The following is a 25,708-nucleotide window of genomic DNA, read 5'->3' as shown; positions in this document are numbered from 1 at the left end:
ATGAAAGAGAGAGAATATGGATAAAAAACAGAAATTACTGGATTTGATAGATAAGGCGGGAAAAGGGAGCATAGAGGCTGCGGAAGAAATCGCTGTCGGTTACTTCAAAGGCTCTTTTGAAGAAAAACCCAACTTTATAAAGGCAAAGAAATGGGCGTCCTACGCAGCAAAACACGGCAGTGAGAAGGCCGCAGAGATTCTGGCCAGGCTTGGCAATCAGTGACTTAGATACCCGGGGCGAATGAAATTGCAGAAAACGGGGAATAAACTGCTGTAATACGCCAAAGTGATGATGTATATACGTGGGTTTTGGCTATACACTATAATCAGAACAACATATAAAACCATTTTGATGGGAACAAACCTTAAGGAGGTGAATGATATGGAAAAAAAATTATACAGAAGCAACGACAGAAAGCTCTTTGGTGTATGCGGCGGAGTTGCCGAATATTTTGGAATTGATCCTACCATAGTAAGACTTCTGTGGGTTGTATTTTCGGTTTCGGGAGGAATCGGAATTCCGGCTTATATTATCGGAACATTACTAATGGATAACCGTCCTGATTATGTAAGCAAATATGACAATGACAATCAGTAAGTAAAAACAAATTGGGTGCCGTTGGATGATAGTCCGACAGGCACCCCTCTTTTTGTGTTTTATTTTTCAAAGTATTCTCCACTGAAGAGAACATAGATCATTTTTTCCAGCTGAGCGCAGGAGATCTCGGATTTGTTCTTGACGTAGTGCTTGGCAATGGTGGTAAGGCCTGAGGCGACAAAATCAATTGCCAGGTCCGAAGAAAGAGTGGGGTCAACCTGCAAACAGCCATCATTGCCGCCACAGGTGTTGAAGCTGTCATACAGGGTTTCCTGCATCAGGTATATGATATTGTTCTTCTCCAGAAGGTCTATAAAATCGCTTTTCTGAACGATAAAGGACGAAAAACCTTTACTGAGCTCCTTAAGAGTGGGAGTTCCGGAACATTTACACTCTTCGTTTGGGTTAAAGGAGTATTCTTTCGACAGAATAAATGCGACAATATTCTCCTTGGAAGAAAAAAGAGAGTAGAAAGTCTGACGGGAAACTCCGGACTTCTTGCATATCTCACTGGCTGTGATCTTCGAATATTCTTTTTCCTGAAGCAGTGCATAGAAGCCCTCTGCGATGTTATTTTGTGAACAAAGGGCGGTTTTATTGCATCCCTGGTACATTTTATTTCCTCATCAAATAAACGTTGACACCTGTCAAAGTTGGTGCTAATATCATGTACATATCTTAGACAAGTGTAAAGGTTTTGTAAAGCGTTCAATACAGATTCGCTTTATTTTTTTACCAAGGCGTTAGCACTCAACGACGCGGAGTGCTAACAACGAGACAAGGAGGATAACCATGATAGTAGTTCCGGTATATAATAAACAACTTATTTCAGAAGGAAATCTCTACTTCCAGACAGATGAATTCAAGAGTCTCGGCGGCAGAGCCGTTCAGGGAGAAAAGGTAGTTCTTTTGCAGAATAAGACCTTTCAGAAGAGAAATGACATGACGGAGGATAATTTCTATCCAATCGGTGTTTCGGGAATTCTCAGCAACATAAGCTCTGACGGATATATAGTTGTAAAGGTGAATAACCGCGTGAATATCGACGAGGTGTCCATCGATCCGAGGCATAACATTGAGCTTAGTATATCAAGAAGGCCTGACAGCGACGCTGTGGATCAGGCAAGGGAGCAGGAAGTGCTCGCTCGTCTCAAGGACGAGGTAAAAGACTTATCGTCAAGGTTCCAGTATGCCGGCTTTTTCAACATGATGATCGACAACATGAATACAGTGGGAGAGCTGACGGCAGCCGTATCCTACTGGATGAAGAACAGCAACGACGATAAGTACAGGATCCTTGCGGAAGACAGCGCGGCAAAGCGTCTTGAGATGATGGAGAAGGCTGTTGTGGAATTCGTGGAAGTTGCCAAAGTCACAACAGATGCCGCTACCGCTCAAGAGCAGGAATACAAGGATATGTACCGTGAGTCTGCCATCAAGAAGCAGATGGAATACCTGCAAAAAGAGCTTGATGAGATGCACCCTGAAAATCAGACCGATATTCAGAAGTTTGAAAAGAAAATCGATGAAGCCGGCATGAATGAGGATGCGGAAAAAGAGGCAAGAAAGGTCCTGGACAGGCTCAAGCAGGAAGGAAAGAACAGCCCCGAGACAGGCATGCTTTATGATTATCTGGACTTTGTGACCGGGCTTTCCTGGAAGAAGCAGGAGGCGGAGCACATCGACCTTTCTGAAGCCGAGAAGATCCTTGATGAGGACCATTACGGTCTTGATAAGGTTAAAAAGCGTATTGTCCAGCAGATTGCCGTTATGAATCTTAAGAAACAGCAGTCCGGTTCGATCCTTCTTTTCGTAGGAGCACCCGGTACCGGTAAAACCAGTATCGGTAAGAGCATAGCCAAGAGTCTCGGAAGGGAATATGTTCGTGTAAGCCTTGGCGGTATCAGAGATGAGGCTGATATACGAGGTCATCGCAGAACTTATATAGGAGCCATGCCCGGAAGGATCATGGATGCCATTAGCAAGAGCGGTGTTACAAACCCTGTTATGGTGCTGGATGAGATCGATAAACTGTCCCAGTCCTATAACGGAGATCCGGCCAGCGCACTTTTGGAGGTGCTTGATCCCGAGCAGAACAACACCTTTACGGATCACTACATGAACGTTCCCTACGATCTTTCGGATGTAATGTTCATCTGTACAGCGAACAGCGTGGATACAATACCTCAGCCACTTCTTAACAGAATGGAAGTGATCAATTTTACAGGTTACACGCCTGACGAGAAACTGAAGATAGCAAGAAAGCATCTTTTGCCCAAGTCCATGTCTGCAATGGGAATCTCGGAGGATGCACTTGAGGTATCAGATGAGATCCTGGAAACAATAATCGAAGAGTATACCAGAGAGGCTGGAGTAAGAGGACTTAGAAAAAGAATCGACTCCCTCTGCAGAGGGGCTGCTGTACTGATCTCCAAGGGCGGAAAAGAAAAGCTGTCCATCACCAAAGAGCAGCTCAGGACCGACCTTGATATGAGACCGGTGCACAGAGAATGCGTGCCCGATAGGCAAAAGGCCGGAGTGGTGACCGGAATGGCCTGGACACCGGTGGGCGGCGAGATTCTCTACATTGAGACGCTGTTTACCAAGGGAAAAGGAAACATCATCATAACCGGTAAACTTGGTGATGTGATGAAGGAATCCGCTCAGATAGCTGTGAGCCTTGTGAAATCTCTTTTCCCTGATAAGGCAAATATGTTTGTTGAGAACGATCTTCACATTCATGTGCCGGACGGGGCAGTTCCCAAGGACGGACCTTCTGCGGGAATCACCATGACTACAGCCATTGCATCCCTTGTGACGGGACATGATGTTGATCCCAAGATTGCCATGACCGGCGAGGTATCGCTTAGAGGCCTTGTGATGCCAATTGGCGGGCTTCCCGAGAAGCTCATGGCGGCGCTCAGGAGCGGCGTTAAGACTGCATTTATCCCTGTGGACAATGAGCAGGATCTTATAGATGTTGCGGATGAGGTAAAAGAGAATTTGGAGATAATACCGGTAAAGACGGTGGAAGAGGTGCTTGAAAGAACCGGAGTAAAATGAGCCCATGACTCCGTCCCCAGGGACTATTTCAGACTTTCCGAAGAGCCAGTTCGACAACAAAACCGTTATCGTTGTAGTATTCCATACCTCCGCCCTGCCTGTTCATGTACATTTTGCAAAGGTACATGCCAAGCCCGTATCCTGATTTGTCTGTGGCGTTTTTGCCGCGGTAGTACTTCTCGGCGATGAGAGGAAGGTCGTCTTTGTCTACTCCGGGACCGTTGTCACGAATTCTGATCTTGATATAACTGCAGTTTTTCCCGTTTTCAAGGGGAACACCTTCAGATTCGGAAAAAGAGACAGTGATATCTGTACCGGCATATTTAGCGGAGTTGCCAATGACATTATCCAGAACCTGCTCCATGCGCTGCCTGTCCATGTAAACGAGGCAGGGGTGGATATGGTTTTTGAGAATGATATTTCCAAAGGAAGACAGGCTCTTTATTCTCTCCTCCAGGATTAAAGAGCTTTCTTCAGTAACATTTATGTCGATCTTTTCCATATCTTCAAGACTGGCGTGCATGACATCGCTGATAAGAGCGCTGACAGTGCCGGTCTTGTCGGATATGGTCCTGATTTTTTCAAGAGTATCAGTGCATTCTGAAATATGACTGTCATTTGCACCTTTCGATGGTGTGGATGACAGTTCTTTTATTTTCCTTGTATATTTAAGCTCTAAGACTTCACAGGTGGCATTGATTACGGCAAGGGGAGTCTTTATATCGTGACTGAGGCCTTGAATAAGCTCTTTTCTTGCAATCTCTGAAGAGCGCTCTCTGTCGATGGAGAGTTTCAGCTGTTCACGCATGAGATCAAAGCCCTCCACAAAGCTACCGAACATATTTGTTTTGCGAATGGGAAGAGGTTTATCCAGTTCGCCTTTTGCGATGTCTGTGGCAAAATCCTTAAGTTCTTCGATGGGTTTAATAAAGACTGAGTACATATACAGCAGCAGAAGATAGCCGCAGCAAAGAACTGCGGTCCACAGCAATACTGCGACTTTTAAAACCTGATACCTGGTATTGTTGTAGGTTTCTTCTCTGTCATTCCAGGCCACCTTGCCAACATACTCACCGTTTACGTTAAGGTCCAGGACCAGAGCGCCGATGGCATAGAGCTTTGAGAGCTCGGGATCGTCAAGTTCCTTGGAAAGTATGATCCGGCAGGTGTATTTATCTTCAACAGCGCTTTCGGCAACGCCGTTTTCAATATCAAGACTTACCTGATGGAGCAGATCGTTGTAGTATACGATGTCTCTTTTTCCAAAGTTCATTTTCCTGCTCTGGTTGAAGAACAGGATGAATATGATGATCATAAATATGGTAAAAGAAATGAATATTCGCCTTAAACTTTTCATGATAGCTCTAATATATATCCGGTTCCCCAAACAGTTTTTATGAGCTTTGGCTCATTGGGGGTTTCTTCAATTTTTTCCCGCAGTTTTCTTATATGTACGTTAAGAGTGCTGTCGCTGAAGAATGCATCTCCCCACACCTCATCAAAAAGGACCTCCTTCTTGACTATCGTGTCGCGGTGCTTGTAGAGGCAATCAAGCAGCGCATATTCTTTGGCTTTTAATGGGATGCTTCTGCCGTTTACGATCACGGACATGGTGGGATAATCCATAAAAAAGCCGGCGTCCTCTTCGGCTGCATCCTTATCGGCAGGGAGAACTACAGCACTTTGGGCCTCCTTAATCTGGGCAATGCGCTTTAGATTGACCTTGACCTTGGCCAGAAGTACAGATAAGCTGTAGGGCTTTTTGATATAATCGTCGCCGCCGATGGACAGGGCAATAAGAACATCATCATCGCTCTGCCGCGCGCTTATAAACAGGATCGGAAGCTGCATCTCTTCGCGGAGTTTCTTACAGACCTCAAACCCTGAGCCATCTCCCAGGTTGATATCCAGAAGAATGAGGTCTGCGGTGTTGCCATCGTCAAAGAACTGAAGACAGGCTGCAGCGCTGTCCACATATTCTGTGGATACTTCAAACATTCTGAAGTATTCCGCAGTCATCCTGGCAAGTTCAATTTCGTCATCCACAATAAGACAGTTGTAATGCATAGTTTATCTCCGTATGGATTATTGTAACACATAGTGACTATTCTTCGGTGATCATCTTTACAGGTTCAAGGCTCTTTATCCTGCGCCCCATGATGGCGGCGGTTGCAAGGGCTACACCGCATATGATCACAGCTGTAAACAGGTATGACAATGGGTCAATGTTGAAGTTGATCTTCTTAAATCCGAATATAGCCAGGGTGCTTACCATCAGTTTGCTTCCAAGAATCGGAGAGAGTAAAAGGCCTGTCATTACGCCGATGAGTATAGCCGGTAAATTGGACAGCATGACCTGTCCTATGAGCTGGCGGGAGGTAAAGCCTAGCGCTTTGCTGACACCAAGATTTCGCCATTGCCTGTTAATGTTGGTACGAACTATAAGTGACTCGACAAAGGCGACTATCAGTATAGTAAGCAGAGTAACAAAGAAGGCAAATGCCTTCATTCCACCTGTGATAAGGCCTACAGTCTGGTGGGCTGCCTCAGCATAATCGGTTACAGCCACTTCCGGATAAGCATCTTTAAACTCTTTTTCAAATTCAGCAAAGGTAACACCGGGCTTAAAGTTAACACAAACACTCATTGAATCGGGGAGGGCGGTAACTTTGGAGAGACCATCGGTTGTCATAAAGGCCATCATTCCCATGTTGTTCATGGTCTGACCAATACCGCAGACAATATAGGATTCTTCGGCCATGTCGTTTTTGACGGTGACTACATCTCCAAGGGAGGCGCCCAGTCTTGTGGCGGAATTTGTGGAAAGTAAAACTTCGTTTGGGTGTTTGGGCCAGCGTCCTTCCAGGACAGAACCGCCGATAATGGTCGAGGTATCAGTGAAAGCTCTGGTAGTGAGAGACTGTTTGTTCCTTTTGTAGTAGTAATTGACACTCATCCATATCTCTCTTCTGGTATTTTCTACAGTCTTCATGCTTCTGACGGTGTTTTCCATGGACTCATCACCGGAAAAGAACGCGTCGTAGACATCAAAACCGCCCATTTCAAGCACGCCTTCATCCGATCCGTAGGTATCCATCATACCAAAAGCGACAATGGTTGAGAGTGAGAGTATCATCATGATGAATATGACCCCCAGCTGGTTTCTGAATTTTCCGAAGGTCTCCTTTAATGCCAATGTTACGGATATGGGAAAAGAGCTCTTGTCAAAAGAAAAGTAGTTTTTCTTGAAATTGTGAGTATTTACACCGCCCCTTAAGGCAGAAAGAACGCTTACCTTGCTGTATTCCCGTCCAAGATATACAGTCAGAACTGAGATAAGGAAGCATATGCCCCAAAATACAGAAAGGGCAACAGCTGCGCTTACCGGCTGATTCCATCTAAGCCCAAGGGTGATAAGTATGATGATGCCTATTTTGTCAATAAGCAGCGCACCAAGAACAATCCCCACAACAGCTCCGATGCCGGATACTAACAGAAGCTGGAATAAAAGGATCAGCACAAGTTCACGGATTGTGTAGCCGGAAGCCTCCATGATTGCTGTGTTTTTCATGTTGGTCATGATGAAGTTCTTTACGCTGAAATTTATAATAACAATCGCTATTGCAAGCATGATGATCGCAAAAAGAAAGGTCATTGCCACAAAAATAAGAGGCAGGATCATGGCGCCGGTCTTCATGAGATCCGCAGGGACGATGTTGATATCCACCATCGCGGTTTCCGGATGGGCGGCCGAATAGTCGTTATACCAGTTCATAAGATCATCGCCAAGTTCATCTGCAAGAGCGTTTGTGTCAATATGCTTCTTTTGGGCGGTATCTGTCAGTTGAGACTTTAGATATCTGCCTTCCGAAGCGTTTTTGGGATTTTCAAACAGGATGGTTTCGTACAGTTTGTCTGATACCTGCATTTTATAAATGCCCAGGTTCAAGGGAGAGCAGAAGAAGTTATCTTCATTGTATCCTGCTATTTTCAGGTTATAAATATTGTCACCGACCTTAAGCTGCAAAGTGTCCCCAACCTTAAATGATGTACTTAAAGAGATGGGGATTACCACCTCATTACCGGAAAAGCCGGAAGCATCTATGCTCATGGTCTGTATTGTGGATGGCTTTTCATAACTGCTTAAATAGAAAGGGTATTCGATCCAGTTCTTATTTCCCTTAAGTCTGTACTTGGAGACGAGAGCCAGGTAATTCTCAGTTTCATAGTTTTTAAGATATACATTGCCCTTTATGATCTCTTCAAGTTTTGAGATGACCGGTTCGCTATAGCCCGCAATGACCAGGATGTCTGCGGAATTGATCTTTTCTCTGTTGGTATCGATGACTTTCCCGGTGTCGGCAAGAAACGAGGCGCTAATAAAGATGAAGAGCGCTGACAGAGAGGACAATATAAAGAACGTGATCATGTCGCTCTTTTGTTTTTTTATGTTATTCTTTGCGATAAAGAAGAATCTGTACACTGTATTTTCCTTTCAAAATCAGATCAGGATTACCAGCCCATATCCTGTAGGAAGTTCTTGAGGCGCTGATGACGCTCACGGGCTTCTTCAAGCCTGGGGTTGGAATCATCTTTGTAATCTCCGGCATAGGGGCCAAGATCTATTTCATCACTGATAATCCCGTCTGCCAGATAAATGATCCTGTTTCCACGCTCAGCAGCCTTAATGGTATGTGTTACCATGACTATGCTCTGACCGTTGTTATACAGATCAGTAAGGATATTGAGGACATTTTCCGTGTTTTGGGAGTTAAGAGCACCTGTAGGTTCATCGGCAAAAAGAACCTCCGGACTGTTTATTACACCCCTGACTACGGCAACTCTCTGCTGTTGGCCGCCTGATAACTGTGTGGGGAATTTCCGGTAGTCACTTTCACCGATCTCGACGCTGGAAAGCAGCTCTTTTGCCTTGCTTGCAAGAGCCTTTCGGTCCTTGTTCTTCAAAAGCCCGCAGACCATTACGTTATCAAGAGCGCTCATGCTGTCGTTAAGATAGTTCTGCTGGAAGACGAAGCCCACATGGTCTCTTCTGAACATTGCGAGCTTGTCGTTGCTGTAATTGGAAATATCTGTCTCTTTTCCCGCATCGTCAGTAAAATAGGAGACGGTTCCCATGCTGGGGCGGTCCATGCCGGAGAGAGCGTACAGGAGAGTACTTTTACCGGAACCGGAATTGCCCATTATGACGGTGAAATCCCCTTTATATATGGAAATATTCAGGTTTTTCAGCACATGCTGCTGAACAGAGTCATTGGAAAATGTTTTGGAAAGATCTTTTGCACTTAGTATTATCTGCTTTTCTGATGCCATTATTTGTTCACCTTTACGCCCATTCCGTCAGTTATTTCCTCGGAATCCTTCCATACCACAAGGTTTCCTTCATCAAGACCGGATACGATCTCGACCATATCGTCATTTCTGACGCCACATTCCACAAACTCTTTTGCGGCCTTTCCGTCTACAGCGACAAAGACATAGCTTCCTTCCTCGTCCTCGTTAAGGGCTTCTAGGGGAATGCGGGTTACTTCTGTGAGGTTAGAGGTATGGATCCTGGATTTGGCCTCCAACCCAAGGATTATGTCGCTGTCCGGTTTATCAAGGGTTATCTCTATGCCAACTCCGGTGCCTGTACCGGAATCCCTCGTCATTTTTTCTATACGGGAAACTTTGCCGGCATAGTCCTTGTTTTTGACGCGTACAGTGGCCGGCTGACCTTCTTCAACATTCACTATATCATATTTATTTACTGTACTTTTGATAACAATATCTGATATAGACTTAAGGGTGAGAAGCTGTGTTCCTTTGGAAACATCACTGCCTTCAACTGTATCAATCCGGGTTACGATGCCGTCAAATTCAGCTTTTATCCCTTCTTTGGCTTTGGCGTAGTCTTCCAGTTCCAGATTTGTTGACAGCTCATTGGACTCTTTTACTGCCTCAAGCTGTTCCTTGGCACCTGATGTCAAAAGACCTGTGACAGTGGCAGCTTTTTGGCTGGTCATTACTGCTTTATATTCTTTGTACTCAGCAAGCTGTGTATTCAGAGCATTCAATTCTTCCTGCATTTTAACGATATCATCTGCATATTGCTGTTCATAGGCATTGGTCTGTACCAGCTTTTGAAGGTTCTCGTACTCGTCGGAATCGGGCTTGTCCGCCCAATCGATAAGAGATATCTGAAGCTTTGCGCCAAAGTCCGCGAGAGAAGCTTTTCTCTCGGCCAGCCTGTTCTGGGTCTGTGTGATCGCGGCTTCGGTGTCTGCTATCTGCTGATCGAGAACTGCCAGGTTTGTCCTGGCTTCGGAATAGAGCCCTGCTGTTCGGCCACCCATCTGTATTGAGTTGTTATAACTTCCAAGGTCGGCCTTGGCTTTAAGTTCTGCCAGGGTTTCCAGACGCTCAAGCTCTTTGCGATCGTAGGAGATGATGACATCGCCTTTTTTGACAAAGTCTCCTTCTTTGACGTTGATACTTCCTATTTTTGCGGAGACCTCCGAATAGTAGACCATGGTCACATTGCTCTCCACGTTTCCGTTGACCTCAATCTCGCTGTCTATGGCTCCTTTGTCAACGACGTATGCGTCTACTGACATTGCGGCCTTTGTGCTGATAGAAAAGCCGCCAATGGCTGCTATCGTGATGGCAGCGGTGGTTATCAAAAGTAGTTTCCTGTGTTCTTTTATTATTCTGATCATTTTCTGCCCCTCTTACTTAATCGTTTACGTGTGCTGCTATAGATACTTTACTGCGATGAAGCCGATAAGTCTTAAGCTGAACCTTGCGTAATTATTAATTGATTCTTAATTGGAGGGGGTATAAGTGTATCAGGTGGTCATGGTTAGTGATAAAATGAAAAATATTGATGATCTGTGAAGGCAGGGGATTATGAAAGATACAGGTAAAAAGAATATCTGGACATACCTTCCCGTTGTATTTGCAACAGCACTGTTTTGCTGCGTACTGTGGGGAAGCGCATCTCCGGCGATTAAAATAGCATATGATTTGTTTAAAATACCCGCAGAGGATACGGCATCAAGACTGATGCTGGCCGGTGCGAGGTTCATGATTGCCGGCGGAATGACGGTCCTTTTCGGTTCCGTTCTATCGAGAAACGCGCTTATCCCGAAGAAGAGCTCATTTAAGTACATCGCGGCTCTGGCTCTTTTGCAGACAATTGGACAGTACTTTTTCTTTTTTATGTCGCTGGCTAATATCAGCGGAGTCAGAGGTTCGATCATTAATGCTTCGGGGAATTTCCTGGCTATTATTGTGGCTGTTTATGTATTCAGACTAGAAAGTCTTACGTTGAGGAAAGTTATTGGGTGTCTTGTGGGCTTTTCCGGAATTGTAATGATCCTTGGCGGAGTTAAGGGCCTTGTAAGCGGCGGAGCGATTACTTTTCAGGGAGAAGGCGCAATGCTGATCGCTGCCTTGTTTTATGCATTTTCTTCCTGTTGCATCAAAATCTTTTCCAAATATGAAAATCCCGTTACTTTAAGCGGATATCAGTTTATGCTTGGCGGCCTTGTGCTGTACGGAGTGGGTATGATAATGGGCGGGCAGTTGGTGTTTTATAGCACAGCATGCTTTGCCAATCTGATTTATATGGGATTCATATCAGCGGGAGCGTACACGCTGTGGGGAGTTCTTCTTAAGCACAATCCCGTCAGCAGAGTGTCCATATTTGGATTTATGAACCCTGTAATGGGTGTTGTTCTCTCGGCGTTGTTTCTTGGAGAAAACAACGAGGCCTTCTCTTTTACAGGGCTTGCGGCGCTGCTATTGGTAGCACTGGGGATCATAATAGTCAACACCGGGCGTCAGCGGACATAATAGTGGCGCCCGAGCCATCTTGAAAGTCCGTCAAGACCGGGATAGACAATTCGTTCGGATACATTCTGGTGATCAAGCATATCCCTTATCTGCCAGCGGATTTCTTTTTTTATCACATAGCGCACGGTCTTTTCGGTGTGTTTATCAAGAAAGCCTTCAATATCCTGCATATCGTTTGGAATTACCGAGAAGAAGGAATACTGATTTACGATACGTACGTCTACTGAAGGCGGCTCGATCATGAGCATCGCCGAAGAACCCATGTCATTATCATACATATCCAGGCTTTCACAGGCTTCGGAGAGCATATCCACGGAAAAAACAGTAGTGTTGTATTTTCGGGAGATTTCCTTGTATTTTTGGGGGAGCAGATCATGAAGCTCGTGAATGTCTGTGCGCCAGACCACGCTGTCTCTTTTCTCCATATCCTCCATATCACTTTCGGTTACTGAAAAGTGCAGGGCAATGAGAGGAGAGAAGGACCAGTCAAGAAGTCTTGTGGGAAGGCCGTGGTGCTGGCCGAAGATCATCTGCTTCCACACGGAATTCTCAATTGAAGGCTCTTCCAGCACGGCGTACTTGGTGAAATTCCTCAGCATACAGGGCTCAAGCTCTTTTCTCTTGCCCTTGCAATTCCTGGCAAGGCTTGTTGTAAGCACAAAGGAAGCATCAGGCTGGCCGCGGTAGACGAAGAGATTGCGGTTCCTCTTAAGATCTGTTCTGAATTCCTGTTCGTTGAGAAGCTCATAAAGATGGTCCATATCTTCGATGTAAACAGTCTTGATCATTGGCGGCCTCCTTGCTGTTGGTATTGTGGTGAAAAGCGCTATGAAGTTCTAATATAATTTTATCAGAATGACTGCCAAAAAGCGTAATTAGAAGTATAATAATGTTATAAAGAAACATCATATTATCCTTTTTGGGAGGGCAAGATTATGTTAGATGAACACAGAACTCATGTCACAAAAGAAGAGGAGATTGCAGTAGCCAAGGAAAAAGAAGCACTGTTTACGGATGACGTAAGTGAGAAGGAGATAAAGCCTGAGATTTCCAAACAGTCGACAGTTGCCTTTACTGAACGTGAACGACTTTGGGAAGGCATGAAATAAACTGCCAAATTTAACATGATATGGTCATATGAAGAGTATTGCAGCGGTCTTCGTAGATAATACGAGGACCGCTATTGTATTATATAGGAAAGAATGTTGGTAGAAGGAGAATGCGATGAGACTGCTGTTTATAAGACATGGAGACCCTGATTATGAGATTGACGGGCTTACACAGAAGGGAAAAACGGAAGCGCGGCTGCTGGCTGAAAGTATAGACAGGCTCGGGATTGACGAAGTATACGTTTCGCCTCTCGGAAGAGCCGGGGAAACTCTGGATTATTCGTTAAAAGAGCTGGGAATGGAAGCTAAGACTTTGGAATGGCTTCAGGAATTTCCTGCGGTGTTTGATGGAAACCTCGCTAAAGAGGAGACCCGCTCGGCATTTAAGAACGAATTAAAGAAAAATGAGGACACCGGACTGTATGAAAAGCGCATAGCGTGGGACATGATGCCGTCGTATTATGGAGTGCATCCGGAGCTCTTTGATGTTAACGGGTGGCGCTCATCTGATATTGCCAAAGCTTCAAACACTGTGGAAGTGTATGACCATATTGTAAAGTGCTTTGACGAGTTTCTTGATAAGAATGGGTATCGACGAAACAAAAACCTGTACGAAGCAACTGCAGGGAATGAGAAAACGGTAGCATTCTTCTGCCATTTTGGCGTAACGTGTGTTATATTATCTCATCTGTGGAACATCTCGCCCTTTGTTTTGCTGCAGTACCTGGCCATGGCACCAACCTCTGTAACAGAGCTTGTAACCGAAGAGCGGGAAAAAGGAATCGCCATATTCAGGGCCTTGCAAATAGGAGATATAACCCACCTTACTCTGGGAAAAGAGAAGCCTTCTTTTGCGGCGCGGTTCTGCGAGCGATTTGAAAACATGGACCAGAGACACTGACAAAAACATATTTACAATTTTGCCACAGGGCATTTTCTAAAATTGCCGCATATTTTTGGACAATGAGGATCGGCTTACCGCCGGTCTTTTTTTCATGCTATGAGGGGAGCGAAAGAGGACCGGAAACCTTTTCCAGGGAAAGCAGTTTGATCTTCCTGTCTATTCCGCCGGCGTATCCGGTGAGACTGCCGTCTGCGCCTATAACGCGATGACAGGGAATGATCAGGGAGATGGGATTATGACCTACTGCTCCTCCGACAGCCTGGGCGGACATGCGGGAGCGGCCGGTTTGCTTTGCGATTCTGTCCGCGATCTCTCCGTAGGTCATGGTCTGGCCAAAGGGGATTTTGAGCAGGATTTCCCAGACCGTTTTGCGGAAGGGAGTGCCTCTCATGGTAAGCTGGGGTGTAAAAGCAGGATCCTTGCCGCTAAAGTATATATCCAGCCATTTATCTGTCTGATCAAATACAGGCAGGGATTTCTCTTCATATTCATTATTAAGGGTATCAGCATAGTATTTTTGCCCGTCGAACCACAGGCCAATCAGCGCATTTCCGTCGCTGGCCAGGGTAATCCCGCCAAGAGGCGAGTCGTAGTGATGAATATAGTCCATGTTTTTCCGCCTTTTTTAAGAAGAGTCTCTTATTAACAATATCATTATGCACCGTAAAGCAACAAATTCGAACATAATTTGATCTCAAATGTAAACTTTATTTGGTGGATTACCATGCGATAAAGCAATAGAATTATGTTAAAATATATTGCAAAGGTGGGATATGTGAGTATGTCGCTGGCAAATATGGTCATGAAGTTGAAGAAGCAGTAGATGAGGCGAAGACTACTATCTTTTGGGGCACCGGGACAGCGAACAAAATCTTCGAATGACCGTTAAATCATCTATGAAAAGATGGTCAATAATGCTATAATAAAATCTACCCTCACTATATATGAAAGAGGAAAAATACTTATAGCTGATTTAAAACCGGAGGTGCTCTTATGAAATTCTATGTATGTGAACTTTGTGGCAATTTTGTAGAAATGATCAAGGAGTCAGGTGCTCCAATGACTTGCTGCGGACAGCAGATGAAAGAGCTGGTTCCCGGAACATCTGATGGAGCAGTTGAGAAGCACGTGCCTGTATTTACAGTTGAGGGCAATAAAGTTACTGTTACTGTCGGATCGGTTGAGCATCCTATGATCCCTGAACACTTCATAGAGTGGATCGCTGTTGAGACCGCAAAGGGTGCCCAGAGAAAGTTCCTTAAGCCTGAGGAGAAGCCCTGCGCAGAATTCCTGCTTACTGAGGGCGATTCAGTGGTTGGCGTATATGCATACTGCAACCTCCACGGTCTTTGGAAAGCAGAATAAGCCGTGATATTTATATAAACAGACAGAAAACACAAGTTGCGTTTAGTCTTGGAAATCTTTTATTATATACCTGCGGCATTTTTCGCCGTAGGTATATTTTTTTACGTGAAAAGAGGATTCTTTTGATTTCGGATATGGATTTCTGGGCCGAATATGGCCAAAAACTGAATGAACAGCAAAAGGAAGCGGTTCGGACAATAGATGGTCCGGTTCTGCTGCTAGCGGTTCCGGGAAGCGGAAAGACTACCGTACTTGTCAACCGCCTCGGATATATGCTCTACTGCAGGGGAATAGAACCGGAGCACATCCTTACCCTGACATATACCGTGGCTGCCACAAGGGATATGTCTGACAGGTTTAAGTGCCTGTTTGGCGAGGAGATGTCAGAAAAGCTCGAATTTCGTACCATTAACGGGATTTGCGCCAAGATAATTGCTCATTATGGGAGGATCATCGGCAAAAGCTCTTTTGAACTGGTCACAGATGAGAAAATAACCGGAAAGCTGCTGACAGACATATTTGTAAAGGTGGTAGGAGAATATCCGACTGAAAGTGATATCAAAGGCATTAGGACGCTTATTACCTATTGCAAGAATATGTGCCTTGAAGAGAAGGAGATAGAGCAACTGGGGAGAGACCAGGGGATCGATCTTTTCGGAATATACACTGCTTATAACAGTGAACTCAAGGCCAGAAGCCTTATGGACTATGACGATCAGATGATATATGCCTACAGGATGCTTAAGGGGTCAAAAGAGCTCCTGGCTTACTATCAGAATGAGTACAGATATATCTGTGTTGATGAAGCTCAGGATACATCTAAGATCCAGCATATGATCATATCTCTTTTGTCCGGAGCAAAGGGCAATCTCTTCATGGTGGGAGACGAAGATCAGAGTATCTACGGCTTCAGAGCGGCTTACCCGGAAGCGCTCCTTAACTTTGAGAGAGAGCATCCCGGAGCAAAGGTTCTTGTCATGGACAAAAACTACAGATCAAATGCCAAGATTGTTGAGGCTGCAGACAGGTTCATCCAGCGTAACAAAGATCGTCATGAAAAGCACATGTGTGCCACGAAAGAGCCGCAGAGCGATATAACGATAACTCTGTTGAATGCAAGAGAGGCCCAGTATAGCTATCTTTTAAAGGTGGCAAAGGACACTGAATCCCAGACAGCGGTGCTATATAGGGATAATGAGAGTATCCTGCCGCTGGTGGATATCCTTGAACGGGAGAACGTGCCTTACAGGATCAAGAACGTTGATATGGCATTCTTTACCCACAGAGTAGTTGTGGATATCGTGAATATGCTTAAGTTCGCTCTTTACCCGGCGGATCCGGAGCTGTTTTTGAAGATCTACTTCAAGTTCCAGGCATTTCTTAGGAAGCCAGACGCTGAGGCCATGTGCGAGATTGCAGATGAACGTCACATTGGAATCTGGGATGCTGCTGAATATATAGATATCAACAAGCGAGTCCTGGGGAACTGCAGATCCCTGCGGACACATTTCAGGAATATGGCTTTTGAAGCGCCATACAAGGCCATCAACAGGCTTGAAAACTATATGGGATACGGCGAATATCTTAAGGCCAACAATATTGATACAAACAAGATATTCATTCTCAAAATGCTGGCCATGCATGAGAAGACTATAGAGTCATTCCTTGCAAGGCTGGAGGAGCTAAGACTTCTTCTTGCGGAAAAGAGCCCTGATTACAGTGCCAAATTTATTTTGTCCACTATTCATTCCAGTAAGGGCCTTGAATATGATTCAGTCATCCTGATCGACGTGATAAATGGTGTATTCCCAACTAAGGTCTTCAGGGAAAAAGACAGATCGGCTACCACTCAGGACAGACGAGATTTTGAGGAAGAGCGAAGGATCTTTTACGTGGGAATGACAAGAGCCAGGGAGAGGCTGAACATCTTTAAGTACGACGATGCTGCGTCGGTATTTGTAAAAGAGCTGACCGGCAAGGAAAAAGAGAAAACGGAAGTTAAAAAGAGGAAAGCTACGCTGAAGGAGCCAACAATGCTGCTTAAAAAGAAAAAGCCTAAAACAGCGGCTGCTCCGGCGGAGATTCCGGAACAGCTGATAATCGGCGAAAGGGTGACTCAGTCAAAATACGGCGAAGGCACCATAATAGACGTATCTTACGATGATGACGAGATTCCATTAAAGTTCTCCGTGCGATTCGATTCCGGGGATGAGAAAATTTTCCTTTATCCTGTGGCGTTTAATATGGGGATGAGGATATTCAGGTAGAAAGATATCTGGAACTGAGAAAAGAGTTTTTCAAGTATAAAAGATGAAAACGAAGATACCCGTGATGGCAGGCATCTTCGTTTTTTGTAGGCAAAGAGCACCTCTCAAGGGTGCTTAATGTTCATACTTGATCAGAACATTATTACTGCAAATGCTGCAAGCAGGCTACTTACAATAGCAGATGCAGATGCGATCAAAATAACTTTTTCTTTGACAACAGAAACGTCAAAGTATTTGTCATGTATCCTTATGGTATCTATGATCTTTGGAGAATTCTTGTGATAGTAACAGGTTGATGAGCTTGAACTGTACATGGGCACGTCCTCCATTGTACGAAGGAAATAAATTTACATTATGACTCGATACTTTGAAATAAAAATACAATATCTTGTAGCTTCTAATATGAGTATATACTAGATATTCTAAAAATGGTGTTAACAATTCGAAAGAATTTATTAAACTGATTTAGGGAGTTTTGCGATGTTGTAAATTCAATTTTGCCTAAAGCGAGCGCTTGAGCTATTACTGTTCGATAAATCTGCGTTTTGCGAATAGTTGCCATAATCGCTTTGATAGTCTGCTTTGATAGTCTCTGCCAAGCTTTATGTCGGTTTAAGCTAAACTTGTAATATGTTTAAAGATAGGAGTGTAAAAAGTCAAAAATACGGCTTTTTACACTTTTTAACTTTAAAAAATAAAGCTTGAAAATGTAAAAAGCCGTACTTTTAAAGATAAATCTGTAAAAAGCCGCATGGATTAAAGCTAAAATTGTAAAAAACCGGGCACTGTAGTGTGTGCAATTTAATCATTATCCTGGTTATCATCAGTTCCATAAACGTCTACCTGGGATGCCTGTCTTTTATGTTCTTCTTCTATAGCAGCATAGTGTTTAACAGTCGTATTTACGTCTTTATGTCCCAGAACATCAGCAACCATATAAATATCACTTGTTCTGTTATAAAGCGCTGTACCATACGTTCTACGGAGCTTATGAGGGGTGAGTTTTTGAGTAAGTCCTGTGTTTTTTCCATATTTTGAAATCATATATTGGATGCTTCTTATCGATAAACGCTTATGCTGAAGAGATATGAAGAGAGCAGGTTCTTCAGAATCATTGAGTAGGGTAGGGCGTTCATGATTGATATAATCCCTTAGCGTATTCCGGATAATCTCGTTTATGTAGAGATGATCTTCATCGCCGCCTTTTCTGACGATAGTAATTGTATTTTCATCAAAATTTATATCTGAAAGATCAAGCCCTGCACATTCCGAGACGCGGATTCCAGTATTTAACAGAAGAGTTACAATTGCCAGATCTCTTTTTGCAGTAGGTTCAGACATAACTTTGGAATGGTAACTAGCAGAATTCACAGCTGCGACAGAATCCATTAGAAGCTGAACCTGGTCAGGATACAGCCTTCGGATATCTTTCTTTACCTTTTCTTTCTTCTTTACAGCAGCTTTCACTGTGGGATCAATCTTAAGATAGTCATATTTGATCAGATATTTATAGTAATTCCGCACAGCCGCCATTTTTCTTGCAATTGCACGTTCTTTAGCAGGCTTTACATTGCCTTTTTTATCCGGTTTGTGGCCTGATGCAACATAATTTTGGAATTCATTGATGTCCTGAGGACCAAGATTTTCGACAACTTCAAAGGGGATATCTTTGATTTCAAGATTCTTGCACAGGGGATTCTTTTCCTTGAGAAATCCGTAGAAAAATAGAATATCCTGCGCATAATTTAAAGCGGTGCTTTCCTGATATTTGAGAAGACATTCCTCAACAAATCCATGTGTATGCTGAGGAAGAATGTTTTTAATGCTTTCAGTATCTTTACGGCGTTTCTGCCTCAATGAATTGTAATATTCTGAATTTTCACCCATGACTTAACTCCTCCGCTTTTCTAAAATAATCGTAACACAAAAGAGGAATTTTGTGCAATGATATTTGCGTTAGCAGCGCGTTCCAGCGGGAAGTGAACCCCCTGTCTGACATCGTTCTTTATTGGCTTTATTTCTTTGTTGGATATGCCGTTAATTCTTCAAACTCATCTACCGGCATAGGCTTGTAGAAATAATATCCCTGCATTTCCTCACATCCAAGACTTCCGAGGAAATCAGCCTGTTCCAGTGTCTCAACACCTTCTGCGATAATAGAAGTTCCAATAGCATGGATCATCTGGACCATGTAGCTAAGTATTGTCCGACCCATCTTTTGGTCACCTGAACCGGTAATAAATCGAAGATCAAGCTTTATGCGATCAAGGATAACTTCTTTTAACATATTCAGTGATGAGTAACCACTTCCAAAGTCGTCCATTTCAACTTCAAAGCCTGCTTCACGAAGTTTGGTTGTTGTTTTGATGATGGTATCGGAGTTTTCGACATATGCGCTTTCCGTTATCTCAATACGAAGTTGACCAGGCAATAGGTTATAGAACTCTTTTAATGTATTAAAGTGGTCGGCTACATCAGGGTTCTTTACTATATCAAGTCTTGATAGGTTTACTGATACACACAGTTGTCTGCCCTGATCATTCCATCGCTTCAAATCCTTACACACAGTGTCCCAAACGTGACAGTCAAGATCATAGATAAGCCCAGCATCTTCCAAAACCGGAATAAATTCTCCCGGAGAAATGTTTCCATCCTTCTTGCTTTTCCAGCGGCAAAGAGCCTCTGCACCAGTTATCATCCCAGTCTTATAGTTGACCTGTGGCTGATACCATACTTGTATTTCCCCAGACTCAATAGCTGCAGGAAGGCGACTTGCGATACCGGCACTTTTCCTTCCCATGTCCCACTGCTTTGGGTTATAAAACTCAAATCCTTCTTTCTTGGATTCTCTGACTTTTCTTTCTGCAATGCGGGCATAATCAAGCATCTTATCCACGTTTATGTCTTTATAGTCATCAGGCATAAGAACATAAATACCAGAACAGAGCCTTACAACAAAGTCTTTTCCACGATCGCTAAAATAATTGCGAACAGGAGTCAAAATATATTTTTCATCCTGAAGAATCTGTTCATTGCCGCCAATACATCGAAGGATAACAAAATGATCTCCATCATACCTTCCTATAGCTTCTTTATCGGTAAGTACTTCAAGGCTTCTCTCAGTCCAAAATTTTAACAGCTCATCTCCGGCCTTCCAGCCAAAGCTGTCGTTGATGAACTTAAAGTCTTTTATGTTGTTATAGGATATCGTATACGGTGTATCAGGGTTGTTAGTGAGTAGTTCCTCAACTTTTTTACGGAATCCATTGTGGCTGAGCACACCAGTGAGAGGATCGATATCCTCCATTATCCGCATCTTTTCCTTCTGCTCTTCAAAATATGCTTTCTGTCTTAGGACAAGCATTATAACAAGAGCAGCAAAAAGGATAGTCCCAATAATAAGGAAGTACTTATATTGGTAGAGATAGTCTTCAAAAGTATATACATAAAGATCTCTGGTAGTGTAATCAAGGGCTATAGCCTGTTTTTTGGTTTCAGGAATAGCTGCAATTCCTTCGTTCAGAAGTTCAATTCGTTTTTTTCCCTCTGGGGTTTCAAGAGTTCCGGCACGAAAATCCATTGAAAACATGGCAGAAGGCTGTACTTTAAAATCATTATAGGATGGCTTTTGAAGCACATAGCTCCACGCATATGAGTTATGTAAAAGTGCATCTACCTCTTCATTTCTAAGCGCTTTAATGCAATCAGCCATGGAATTGTAAAGGTTTATCGTTATTCCAGGGTATAACTGCTTTACAGTTTCTGCTACTCCGCCCTGTGATTTTAGCATGCCTACTCTGATGGTATTTATGTCAGAAATAGAGTGCTTATCTGTAGTCACAAGGGTAAATGGGGTCTGGATGAGATTGTCCGATACGATGGTCGCTTGACCAGATGCACTTGAAACAGCACTTCCAAAGGGCATAACAAGATCGTACTCAGTACTATCAAGGGCTTCCTTAAGATTTGATTCACTTATAGCTTTGAATGCGACATTGAAACCAGCTTCTTTGGCAGCGGATTCCATAAGATCAACGCCGATTCCTGCAATCTTGCCGTTGTCTTTATCAATGTAAAACATAGGACATCTGTCTACAGGCACACCGACTGTAAATTCTGTAGCAGGAGAATCAGACGAGGCATAAACAGGCGTCAAAAAGACTCCCTGATAGATTACCAGGAAAAGGAGGGCTATGCTGATAGTAGTATGGATCCTTTTTGATTTCATGATACACTCGCCTTATTGTTTGTTCTTTGCTTTAGATACTCACACTTAATTCTAACATTATTATGTTAAAATACGATAAATAATAAATAACAAATCGATAAAGGCGACTTCTAGTATTCCGGCATTGCTAACTTATGCGCATACGGGACTTGAACCAGGGATTCACGGAGCACCATTAGAACATATTATGACAACGTTTCCGCTCTATTGGCTATATTCTGCTTAAAGTTGATGACATCGTGATTGTACTCTTCATCCATGAAAGTTGAGTGAATGAGGAAATCCGCTGTGGCTTTGTTGTTGGCAAAAGGGATATCATAAACCTGCGCAATTCTCATTAGCGCCTTTACGTCAGGATCATGAGGTGCAGCAGTAAGCGGATCAGAGAAGAAAATGACAAAATCTATCTTGCCCTCTACTATCTTCGCACCAATCTGCTGATCTCCACCCAAAGGACCAGAGTTATAGCCTCTTACAGGCAGGTTCGTTGCATCGGTTATCATTCGGGCTGTCGTACCTGTTCCACATAAAAAGTGGTTCTTAAGAGTTTCCGCATTATCTTTGCACCATTGTATGAGCTCTGCCTTTTTCCCATCGTGGGCGATAAGTGCAATATTCTTCTGTTTCCCGATAGTAAGTGTAATTGTATCTGTCATAGCCGCTCTCCTTTTTTGCGTTATTTTTCAAAAAGGAACCTCTCCGGAAGTGAAACTGCAAAATCCTTAGCAAGATGCCTGAAATCGTCTGGTGTTATCGTCTGTCTCTTAGCGCCAGTCATAGATAGCGTTTTTACGAGGATTTCTGCAGACTTTTCAACTGCATGCATAAGTCCAAAGGTAAGGTCAAAATCTTCTCCGGCAGCAAACATTCCATGATGAGCCCAGATAGCCACATCATATTTTTCCATGAGCTTACTGGTTTCCACAGCAATCTCTCTGCCCCCGGGTACCATCCAAGGTACTACGCCTATTCCATCAGGGAATACCACAGGGCATTCAGTCGCCATCTCCCAAAGTTCTCTGGTAAAAGCTTCATCTGTAAGTGGCAACACAAATGTCAACGCAATGGTATTTGTGGTATGTGCATGATAGATTACTCTGTATTTTCCGTTTGTCACACGTTTTTTCACCTCATGGTTCATAAGGTGTGAAGGCAACTCAGAAGTTGGTCTCCCGCCATTGACCAGCCCCCACATAACGCGGTAGTTCTCACCTTCTTCGTCAAGCTCAATAATTCCGAAGCTGTCCTCAGGCTTTATTATAACATTTCTGAAGAACTTGCCAGAGCCTGTTACCATAAGAAACTCTCCGGCAAGGTCAGGCACTGATGTTCCAATTTCCTTCCACTCTCCGGCCTTAAACTCCTCTTTTACCAGCTCCACCTCTTCCGGCTTCATTCTGTAAGACAGATTTCCGCCGTTTCTCTCATGCCAGCCCTGTTCCCAGCCGTCATTTGCCATTCTGATAAATCCCTTTGTAAACTCAGCATCTAAAACTCTCATTGTCCTTTTATCTCCTATCATCAGACCCTCTTCGAAAGAACGTCGATTTCATATCTCTCAATTTCCTGGTACCAACTTCCATCCTGAGGAACTTTACATCTATCACAGTATTCATTCCACACCTCTCCGAAAGGCATGGTCTTAAGCTCCTCCTGCATGATCATGAGCTTCGTAAAGTTCGATTCATCCTGCAGCTTTTTTAGCTCCTCATGAGGTGTAAGAAGAGCATTCAAAAGAGCTTTCTGTGTATTTCTAAACCCAGTTACCCAGGCACCTATCCTGTTGATGGATGCATCAAAATAGTCTAATGCCATAAATACTGAGCCATCAAGTCCGCCGCAGCGCACAATCTCTTTTGCAATTTCCTTTGTCTCATCATCAAAAAGAACTACGTGGTCTGAATCCCAACGAACCGGCCTTGTGATGTGAAGAGCAATGTTTGGATAGAAAGACAAGAGCGCAGGAATCTTGTCACTTACAACCTCTGTAGGGTGATAGTGGCCGTTGTCCATAAGAGGAATGCACTTGTCAGAATGAGTTGCTGCAAAAGACAGTGTGAACTCAGCACTACCTACTGTATAGGACTCTACTCCAATTCCGAAAACCTTTGACTCAACGCAGGGCTTAACCTTATTAAAATCAAAGGGTTCGGAAAGAATCTGCTCGATAGAATCCTTATATCTGTCCCTTGGTCCCTTACGGTCTGCAGGAATGTCCTTGAAGCCATCTCCTGTCCAGATGTTCATGACACAGGTCTCGCCAAGTTCTTCTGCGATGTACTGAGAAATTCTTATACATGCCTTTCCATGCTCGATCCAGAACTTTCTTGTATCCTCGTTTGGAGAAGAAAGGGTAAGCGGGTCACATTTAGGATGAGAGAAAAAGGTAGGATTGAAATCACAACCCAGATTCCTCTCCTTGCAGAAATCCACCCACTTCTTAAAGTGTTTGGGCTCAAGTTTATCTCTGTCTACCCAGCCTCCGTTTTCATCATCAAAAATTGCATAGCAGGCATGAAGGTTCATCTTGGCTCTTCCCGGAATCAGCTTTATTACCTCATCGATATCTGCCATAAGCTCCTCTGGAGTTCTTGCTCTTCCGGGATAATTTCCGGTGGTCTGGATTCCTCCTGTCAGAGGCTTATCCGGATCTGTATCAAAGCCTCTGACATCATCTCCCTGCCAGCAATGAAGGGCAATCTCTGCCTCTTTAAGCTTTTCGATTGCTTTTTCTGTATCAATTCCAATTGCTGCATATTTTTCTTTTGCTTCTGTGTAGCTCATTTCTCATTTCCTCCTGATCTTGTATGGATTAACTCGTCCTTATCGTTTAATTATCTTATTTCGCTTTTATTCCCAGACTTTCATGCCCCATATTTCTGAATTTCAAAGCTCTCGTAAATGCAGTTTCTTGCATCCTGCAAATCCTTAAATAACCCCGCATTTATCATCTGTACCACAAGATTTCCGATGGCTGTACCTTCAATTGGCCCTGCATATACGGGAAGTCCGGTAGCTTTTGCAGTAAGTTCATTGAGATATGTGTCCTGACAGCCTCCACCTATGATATTCACATATGTGATTTCTTTTCCTGTGATCTTACCAATCTCCTTTACAGTATCTGCATAACATGCAGAAAGACCTCTGTAGACAGTCTGCATTATCTCCCCAACCGACTCCGGTACCGGCTGGTTCTTAGCCTTGCAGTACACTTTAATTGCATTTATCATGCTTACCGGCGAAAGAAAGAGCTCATCATTTACATCAATATCAGCCACAAATTTCTCACTTCCCCTGGCCAGCCTTATCAGATCCGGAAAGCTGTATTTTTTGCCATCAGCATATTCGCTCTTTCTTCCTTCAACGTACTCTGTACCATTCAGCTCACGTCTTATGGACTGTATGATCCAGAGCCCCATGATGTTCTTTAAGAATCTGTATCTATACCAGGCGCCGCCTTCATTGGTAAGGTTTTCCTGCCTTGCAGCCTCGGTGGTTATGGGCTCTTCGTTCTCAATCCCCAAAAGGCTCCAGGTTCCACTGGATAGAATTATCGAATTCTCATCCCTTGAAGGAACCGCAAGAAAAGCAGAGCCTGTATCATGGGTTGCAGGAAGAATGACTGTTGCGCAATACCCGACCTCGTCCTGTATCTCTTTTGTAAAAGAGCCAACGACAGTGCCAGGCATTGACAGCTCCCCGAAAAGATTCTGAGGTAGTCCCAGCATAGAAATAAGCTCTTTATCCCAGGTCTTTGTCCCTGCATTTACTAGGCCTGTGGTTGTGGCATTGGTGTATTCCTGTTTTCTTACACTTGTAAGCCTGTAGTTAAAATAATCCGGTATCATAAGAAGTGCGTCCGCTTTTTCAAGCACTTCCGGATCATCCTCCTTTTGAGACATCAGTTGATAAATGGTATTGAAGGACTGTTTCTGTATTCCGCACTTTTCATAGAGCTCTTTTTCGCTTATGATTGCAGAAATCAAATCGTCCATGCCCTCAGTCCTTAAGTCCCTGTAGGCCACAGCATCGCCGATCAGCTCTCCCTTCTCATCAAGAAGTACATAATCCACGCCCCAGGTATCAATCCCCACGGTCTCGGGTATCATATTCTGTCTTTTGCATTCCTTAAGACCTTCGATGATCCCCTTCCATAGATGATCCAAATCCCACACAAGATGTCCATTTTTCTTAAGCTGATGGTTATCAAACCGGTGGATCTCCCTGAGAATCATCTTCCCATCTTCTAACCAGCCAATCATGTGCCTCCCGCTGGAGGCGCCTATATCAATTGCAAGAAAATATTTATTCATATCGATA

23 protein-coding genes are annotated in these 25,708 nt (G+C 43.8%); 8 read left to right on the top strand and 15 right to left on the bottom strand.

Annotated elements, in window-relative coordinates; translation table 11 throughout:
* Positions 1-16 precede the first annotated feature (16 nt).
* The gene (locus T456_RS0103360; protein WP_024864913.1) at positions 17-223 is read left to right on the top strand and encodes a hypothetical protein; all 207 of its coding nucleotides are present in this window, start codon (positions 17-19) and stop codon (positions 221-223) included.
* Between the two features lie 159 nt (positions 224-382).
* Positions 383-598, top strand: coding sequence for a PspC domain-containing protein (locus T456_RS0103355; protein WP_024864912.1), 216 nt, complete (start codon positions 383-385; stop codon positions 596-598).
* A 59-nt stretch (positions 599-657) separates the two neighbouring features.
* Here T456_RS0103355 and T456_RS21010 read toward each other — a convergent pair whose 3' ends face one another.
* A complete protein-coding gene (locus T456_RS21010; protein WP_024864911.1) occupies positions 658-1,212 on the bottom strand; it encodes a TetR/AcrR family transcriptional regulator in 555 nt (184 codons plus the stop codon).
* 178 nt (positions 1,213-1,390) lie between these two features.
* Between T456_RS21010 and lon the strand changes: the two genes are divergently transcribed.
* Positions 1,391-3,661, top strand: coding sequence for an endopeptidase La (lon, locus tag T456_RS0103345; protein ID WP_024864910.1), 2,271 nt, complete (start codon positions 1,391-1,393; stop codon positions 3,659-3,661).
* Between the two features lie 28 nt (positions 3,662-3,689).
* Here the strand turns inward: lon and T456_RS0103340 are convergent, their stop codons facing one another.
* The 5 genes from T456_RS0103340 to T456_RS0103320 all read right to left on the bottom strand — a co-directional run bounded on the left by T456_RS0103340 (position 3,690) and on the right by T456_RS0103320 (position 10,377).
* Entirely contained in the window at positions 3,690-5,018 is a 1,329-nt protein-coding gene (locus T456_RS0103340) for a HAMP domain-containing sensor histidine kinase (RefSeq protein WP_081748971.1), read from the bottom strand.
* On the bottom strand, positions 5,015-5,728 hold the full coding sequence (locus T456_RS0103335; RefSeq protein ID WP_024864908.1) for a response regulator transcription factor: 714 nt from the start codon (positions 5,726-5,728) through the stop codon (positions 5,015-5,017). Before T456_RS0103335 ends, T456_RS0103340 begins: the two co-directional genes overlap by 4 nt.
* Before the next feature lie 37 nt (positions 5,729-5,765).
* Positions 5,766-8,090, bottom strand: coding sequence for an ABC transporter permease (locus T456_RS0103330; RefSeq protein WP_155838012.1), 2,325 nt, complete (start codon positions 8,088-8,090; stop codon positions 5,766-5,768).
* Positions 8,091-8,173: 83 nt separating this feature from the next.
* A complete protein-coding gene (locus T456_RS0103325; protein ID WP_024864906.1) occupies positions 8,174-8,992 on the bottom strand; it encodes an ABC transporter ATP-binding protein in 819 nt (272 codons plus the stop codon).
* Positions 8,992-10,377, bottom strand: a complete 1,386-nt coding sequence (locus T456_RS0103320; RefSeq protein ID WP_024864905.1) for an efflux RND transporter periplasmic adaptor subunit — start codon at positions 10,375-10,377, stop codon at positions 8,992-8,994. The genes T456_RS0103325 and T456_RS0103320 overlap by 1 nt, the downstream gene beginning before the upstream one ends.
* A gap of 190 nt (positions 10,378-10,567) precedes the next feature.
* Between T456_RS0103320 and T456_RS0103315 the strand changes: the two genes are divergently transcribed.
* Entirely contained in the window at positions 10,568-11,515 is a 948-nt protein-coding gene (locus tag T456_RS0103315; RefSeq protein ID WP_024864904.1) for a DMT family transporter, read from the top strand.
* Here T456_RS0103315 and T456_RS0103310 read toward each other — a convergent pair.
* Positions 11,503-12,303, bottom strand: a complete 801-nt coding sequence (locus T456_RS0103310) for an FRG domain-containing protein (RefSeq protein ID WP_024864903.1) — start codon at positions 12,301-12,303, stop codon at positions 11,503-11,505. The two genes, T456_RS0103315 and T456_RS0103310, sit on opposite strands and share 13 nt — an antisense overlap.
* Before the next feature lie 147 nt (positions 12,304-12,450).
* Here T456_RS0103310 and T456_RS22305 point away from each other — a divergent pair, with 147 nt between their 5' ends.
* Both T456_RS22305 and T456_RS0103300 read left to right on the top strand, forming a co-directional pair.
* Positions 12,451-12,624: a hypothetical protein gene (locus T456_RS22305; protein WP_155838011.1), complete on the top strand. Its 174-nt coding sequence runs from the start codon at positions 12,451-12,453 to the stop codon at positions 12,622-12,624.
* A gap of 115 nt (positions 12,625-12,739) precedes the next feature.
* A complete protein-coding gene (locus T456_RS0103300; protein ID WP_024864902.1) occupies positions 12,740-13,525 on the top strand; it encodes a histidine phosphatase family protein in 786 nt (261 codons plus the stop codon).
* A 97-nt stretch (positions 13,526-13,622) separates the two neighbouring features.
* Here T456_RS0103300 and T456_RS0103295 read toward each other — a convergent pair whose 3' ends face one another.
* The gene (locus tag T456_RS0103295; RefSeq protein ID WP_024864901.1) at positions 13,623-14,138 is read right to left on the bottom strand and encodes a methylated-DNA--[protein]-cysteine S-methyltransferase; all 516 of its coding nucleotides are present in this window, start codon (positions 14,136-14,138) and stop codon (positions 13,623-13,625) included.
* Between the two features lie 383 nt (positions 14,139-14,521).
* On the opposite strand from T456_RS0103295, the gene T456_RS0103290 reads away from it, so the two are divergent.
* Both T456_RS0103290 and T456_RS0103285 read left to right on the top strand, forming a co-directional pair.
* Positions 14,522-14,893 (top strand): desulfoferrodoxin family protein, encoded by a 372-nt coding sequence (locus tag T456_RS0103290; protein ID WP_024864900.1) that lies wholly within the window; start codon positions 14,522-14,524, stop codon positions 14,891-14,893.
* A 122-nt stretch (positions 14,894-15,015) separates the two neighbouring features.
* On the top strand, positions 15,016-17,160 hold the full coding sequence (locus tag T456_RS0103285; RefSeq protein WP_242835853.1) for an ATP-dependent helicase: 2,145 nt from the start codon (positions 15,016-15,018) through the stop codon (positions 17,158-17,160).
* A 131-nt stretch (positions 17,161-17,291) separates the two neighbouring features.
* Here T456_RS0103285 and T456_RS0103280 read toward each other — a convergent pair whose 3' ends face one another.
* From T456_RS0103280 to rhaB, 7 genes are all read right to left on the bottom strand, one after another.
* A complete protein-coding gene (locus T456_RS0103280; protein ID WP_024864898.1) occupies positions 17,292-17,474 on the bottom strand; it encodes a hypothetical protein in 183 nt (60 codons plus the stop codon).
* A gap of 487 nt (positions 17,475-17,961) precedes the next feature.
* The gene (locus T456_RS0103275) at positions 17,962-19,047 is read right to left on the bottom strand and encodes a tyrosine-type recombinase/integrase (protein ID WP_024864897.1); all 1,086 of its coding nucleotides are present in this window, start codon (positions 19,045-19,047) and stop codon (positions 17,962-17,964) included.
* A gap of 127 nt (positions 19,048-19,174) precedes the next feature.
* Positions 19,175-21,388 (bottom strand): EAL domain-containing protein, encoded by a 2,214-nt coding sequence (locus tag T456_RS0103270; protein ID WP_024864896.1) that lies wholly within the window; start codon positions 21,386-21,388, stop codon positions 19,175-19,177.
* A 185-nt stretch (positions 21,389-21,573) separates the two neighbouring features.
* Positions 21,574-22,044, bottom strand: coding sequence for a methylglyoxal synthase (locus tag T456_RS0103265; protein WP_024864895.1), 471 nt, complete (start codon positions 22,042-22,044; stop codon positions 21,574-21,576).
* Between the two features lie 20 nt (positions 22,045-22,064).
* A complete protein-coding gene (rhaD, locus tag T456_RS0103260; protein ID WP_024864894.1) occupies positions 22,065-22,889 on the bottom strand; it encodes a rhamnulose-1-phosphate aldolase in 825 nt (274 codons plus the stop codon).
* A gap of 20 nt (positions 22,890-22,909) precedes the next feature.
* Positions 22,910-24,172: an L-rhamnose isomerase gene (locus T456_RS0103255; RefSeq protein WP_024864893.1), complete on the bottom strand. Its 1,263-nt coding sequence runs from the start codon at positions 24,170-24,172 to the stop codon at positions 22,910-22,912.
* An 80-nt stretch (positions 24,173-24,252) separates the two neighbouring features.
* Entirely contained in the window at positions 24,253-25,701 is a 1,449-nt protein-coding gene (gene rhaB / locus T456_RS0103250) for a rhamnulokinase (protein WP_024864892.1), read from the bottom strand.
* Between the last annotated feature and the right edge of the window lie 7 nt (positions 25,702-25,708).

Source organism: Butyrivibrio sp. FCS014 (assembly GCF_000526935.1).
Lineage (GTDB): Bacteria > Bacillota > Clostridia > Lachnospirales > Lachnospiraceae > Butyrivibrio.
The sequence above is the reverse complement of the archived record's forward strand: the minus strand, read 5'-3'. Positions and strand labels throughout refer to the sequence as shown.

Coding starts and splice junctions, on each gene's coding strand:
- T456_RS21010 (WP_024864911.1), bottom strand. CDS start 1,212: ATGTACCAGGGATGCAATAAAACCGCCCTTTGTTCACAAAATAACATC.
- T456_RS0103360 (WP_024864913.1), top strand. CDS start 17: ATGGATAAAAAACAGAAATTACTGGATTTGATAGATAAGGCGGGAAAA.
- T456_RS0103275 (WP_024864897.1), bottom strand. CDS start 19,047: ATGGGTGAAAATTCAGAATATTACAATTCATTGAGGCAGAAACGCCGT.
- T456_RS0103280 (WP_024864898.1), bottom strand. CDS start 17,474: ATGTACAGTTCAAGCTCATCAACCTGTTACTATCACAAGAATTCTCCA.
- T456_RS0103300 (WP_024864902.1), top strand. CDS start 12,740: ATGAGACTGCTGTTTATAAGACATGGAGACCCTGATTATGAGATTGAC.
- T456_RS0103340 (WP_081748971.1), bottom strand. CDS start 5,018: ATGAAAAGTTTAAGGCGAATATTCATTTCTTTTACCATATTTATGATC.
- T456_RS0103265 (WP_024864895.1), bottom strand. CDS start 22,044: ATGACAGATACAATTACACTTACTATCGGGAAACAGAAGAATATTGCA.
- T456_RS0103325 (WP_024864906.1), bottom strand. CDS start 8,992: ATGGCATCAGAAAAGCAGATAATACTAAGTGCAAAAGATCTTTCCAAA.
- T456_RS0103255 (WP_024864893.1), bottom strand. CDS start 24,172: ATGAGCTACACAGAAGCAAAAGAAAAATATGCAGCAATTGGAATTGAT.
- T456_RS0103315 (WP_024864904.1), top strand. CDS start 10,568: ATGAAAGATACAGGTAAAAAGAATATCTGGACATACCTTCCCGTTGTA.
- rhaD (WP_024864894.1), bottom strand. CDS start 22,889: ATGAGAGTTTTAGATGCTGAGTTTACAAAGGGATTTATCAGAATGGCA.
- rhaB (WP_024864892.1), bottom strand. CDS start 25,701: ATGAATAAATATTTTCTTGCAATTGATATAGGCGCCTCCAGCGGGAGG.
- T456_RS0103355 (WP_024864912.1), top strand. CDS start 383: ATGGAAAAAAAATTATACAGAAGCAACGACAGAAAGCTCTTTGGTGTA.
- T456_RS0103270 (WP_024864896.1), bottom strand. CDS start 21,388: ATGAAATCAAAAAGGATCCATACTACTATCAGCATAGCCCTCCTTTTC.
- lon (WP_024864910.1), top strand. CDS start 1,391: ATGATAGTAGTTCCGGTATATAATAAACAACTTATTTCAGAAGGAAAT.
- T456_RS0103290 (WP_024864900.1), top strand. CDS start 14,522: ATGAAATTCTATGTATGTGAACTTTGTGGCAATTTTGTAGAAATGATC.
- T456_RS0103310 (WP_024864903.1), bottom strand. CDS start 12,303: ATGATCAAGACTGTTTACATCGAAGATATGGACCATCTTTATGAGCTT.
- T456_RS0103335 (WP_024864908.1), bottom strand. CDS start 5,728: ATGCATTACAACTGTCTTATTGTGGATGACGAAATTGAACTTGCCAGG.
- T456_RS0103320 (WP_024864905.1), bottom strand. CDS start 10,377: ATGATCAGAATAATAAAAGAACACAGGAAACTACTTTTGATAACCACC.
- T456_RS22305 (WP_155838011.1), top strand. CDS start 12,451: ATGTTAGATGAACACAGAACTCATGTCACAAAAGAAGAGGAGATTGCA.
- T456_RS0103330 (WP_155838012.1), bottom strand. CDS start 8,090: ATGATCACGTTCTTTATATTGTCCTCTCTGTCAGCGCTCTTCATCTTT.
- T456_RS0103295 (WP_024864901.1), bottom strand. CDS start 14,138: ATGGACTATATTCATCACTACGACTCGCCTCTTGGCGGGATTACCCTG.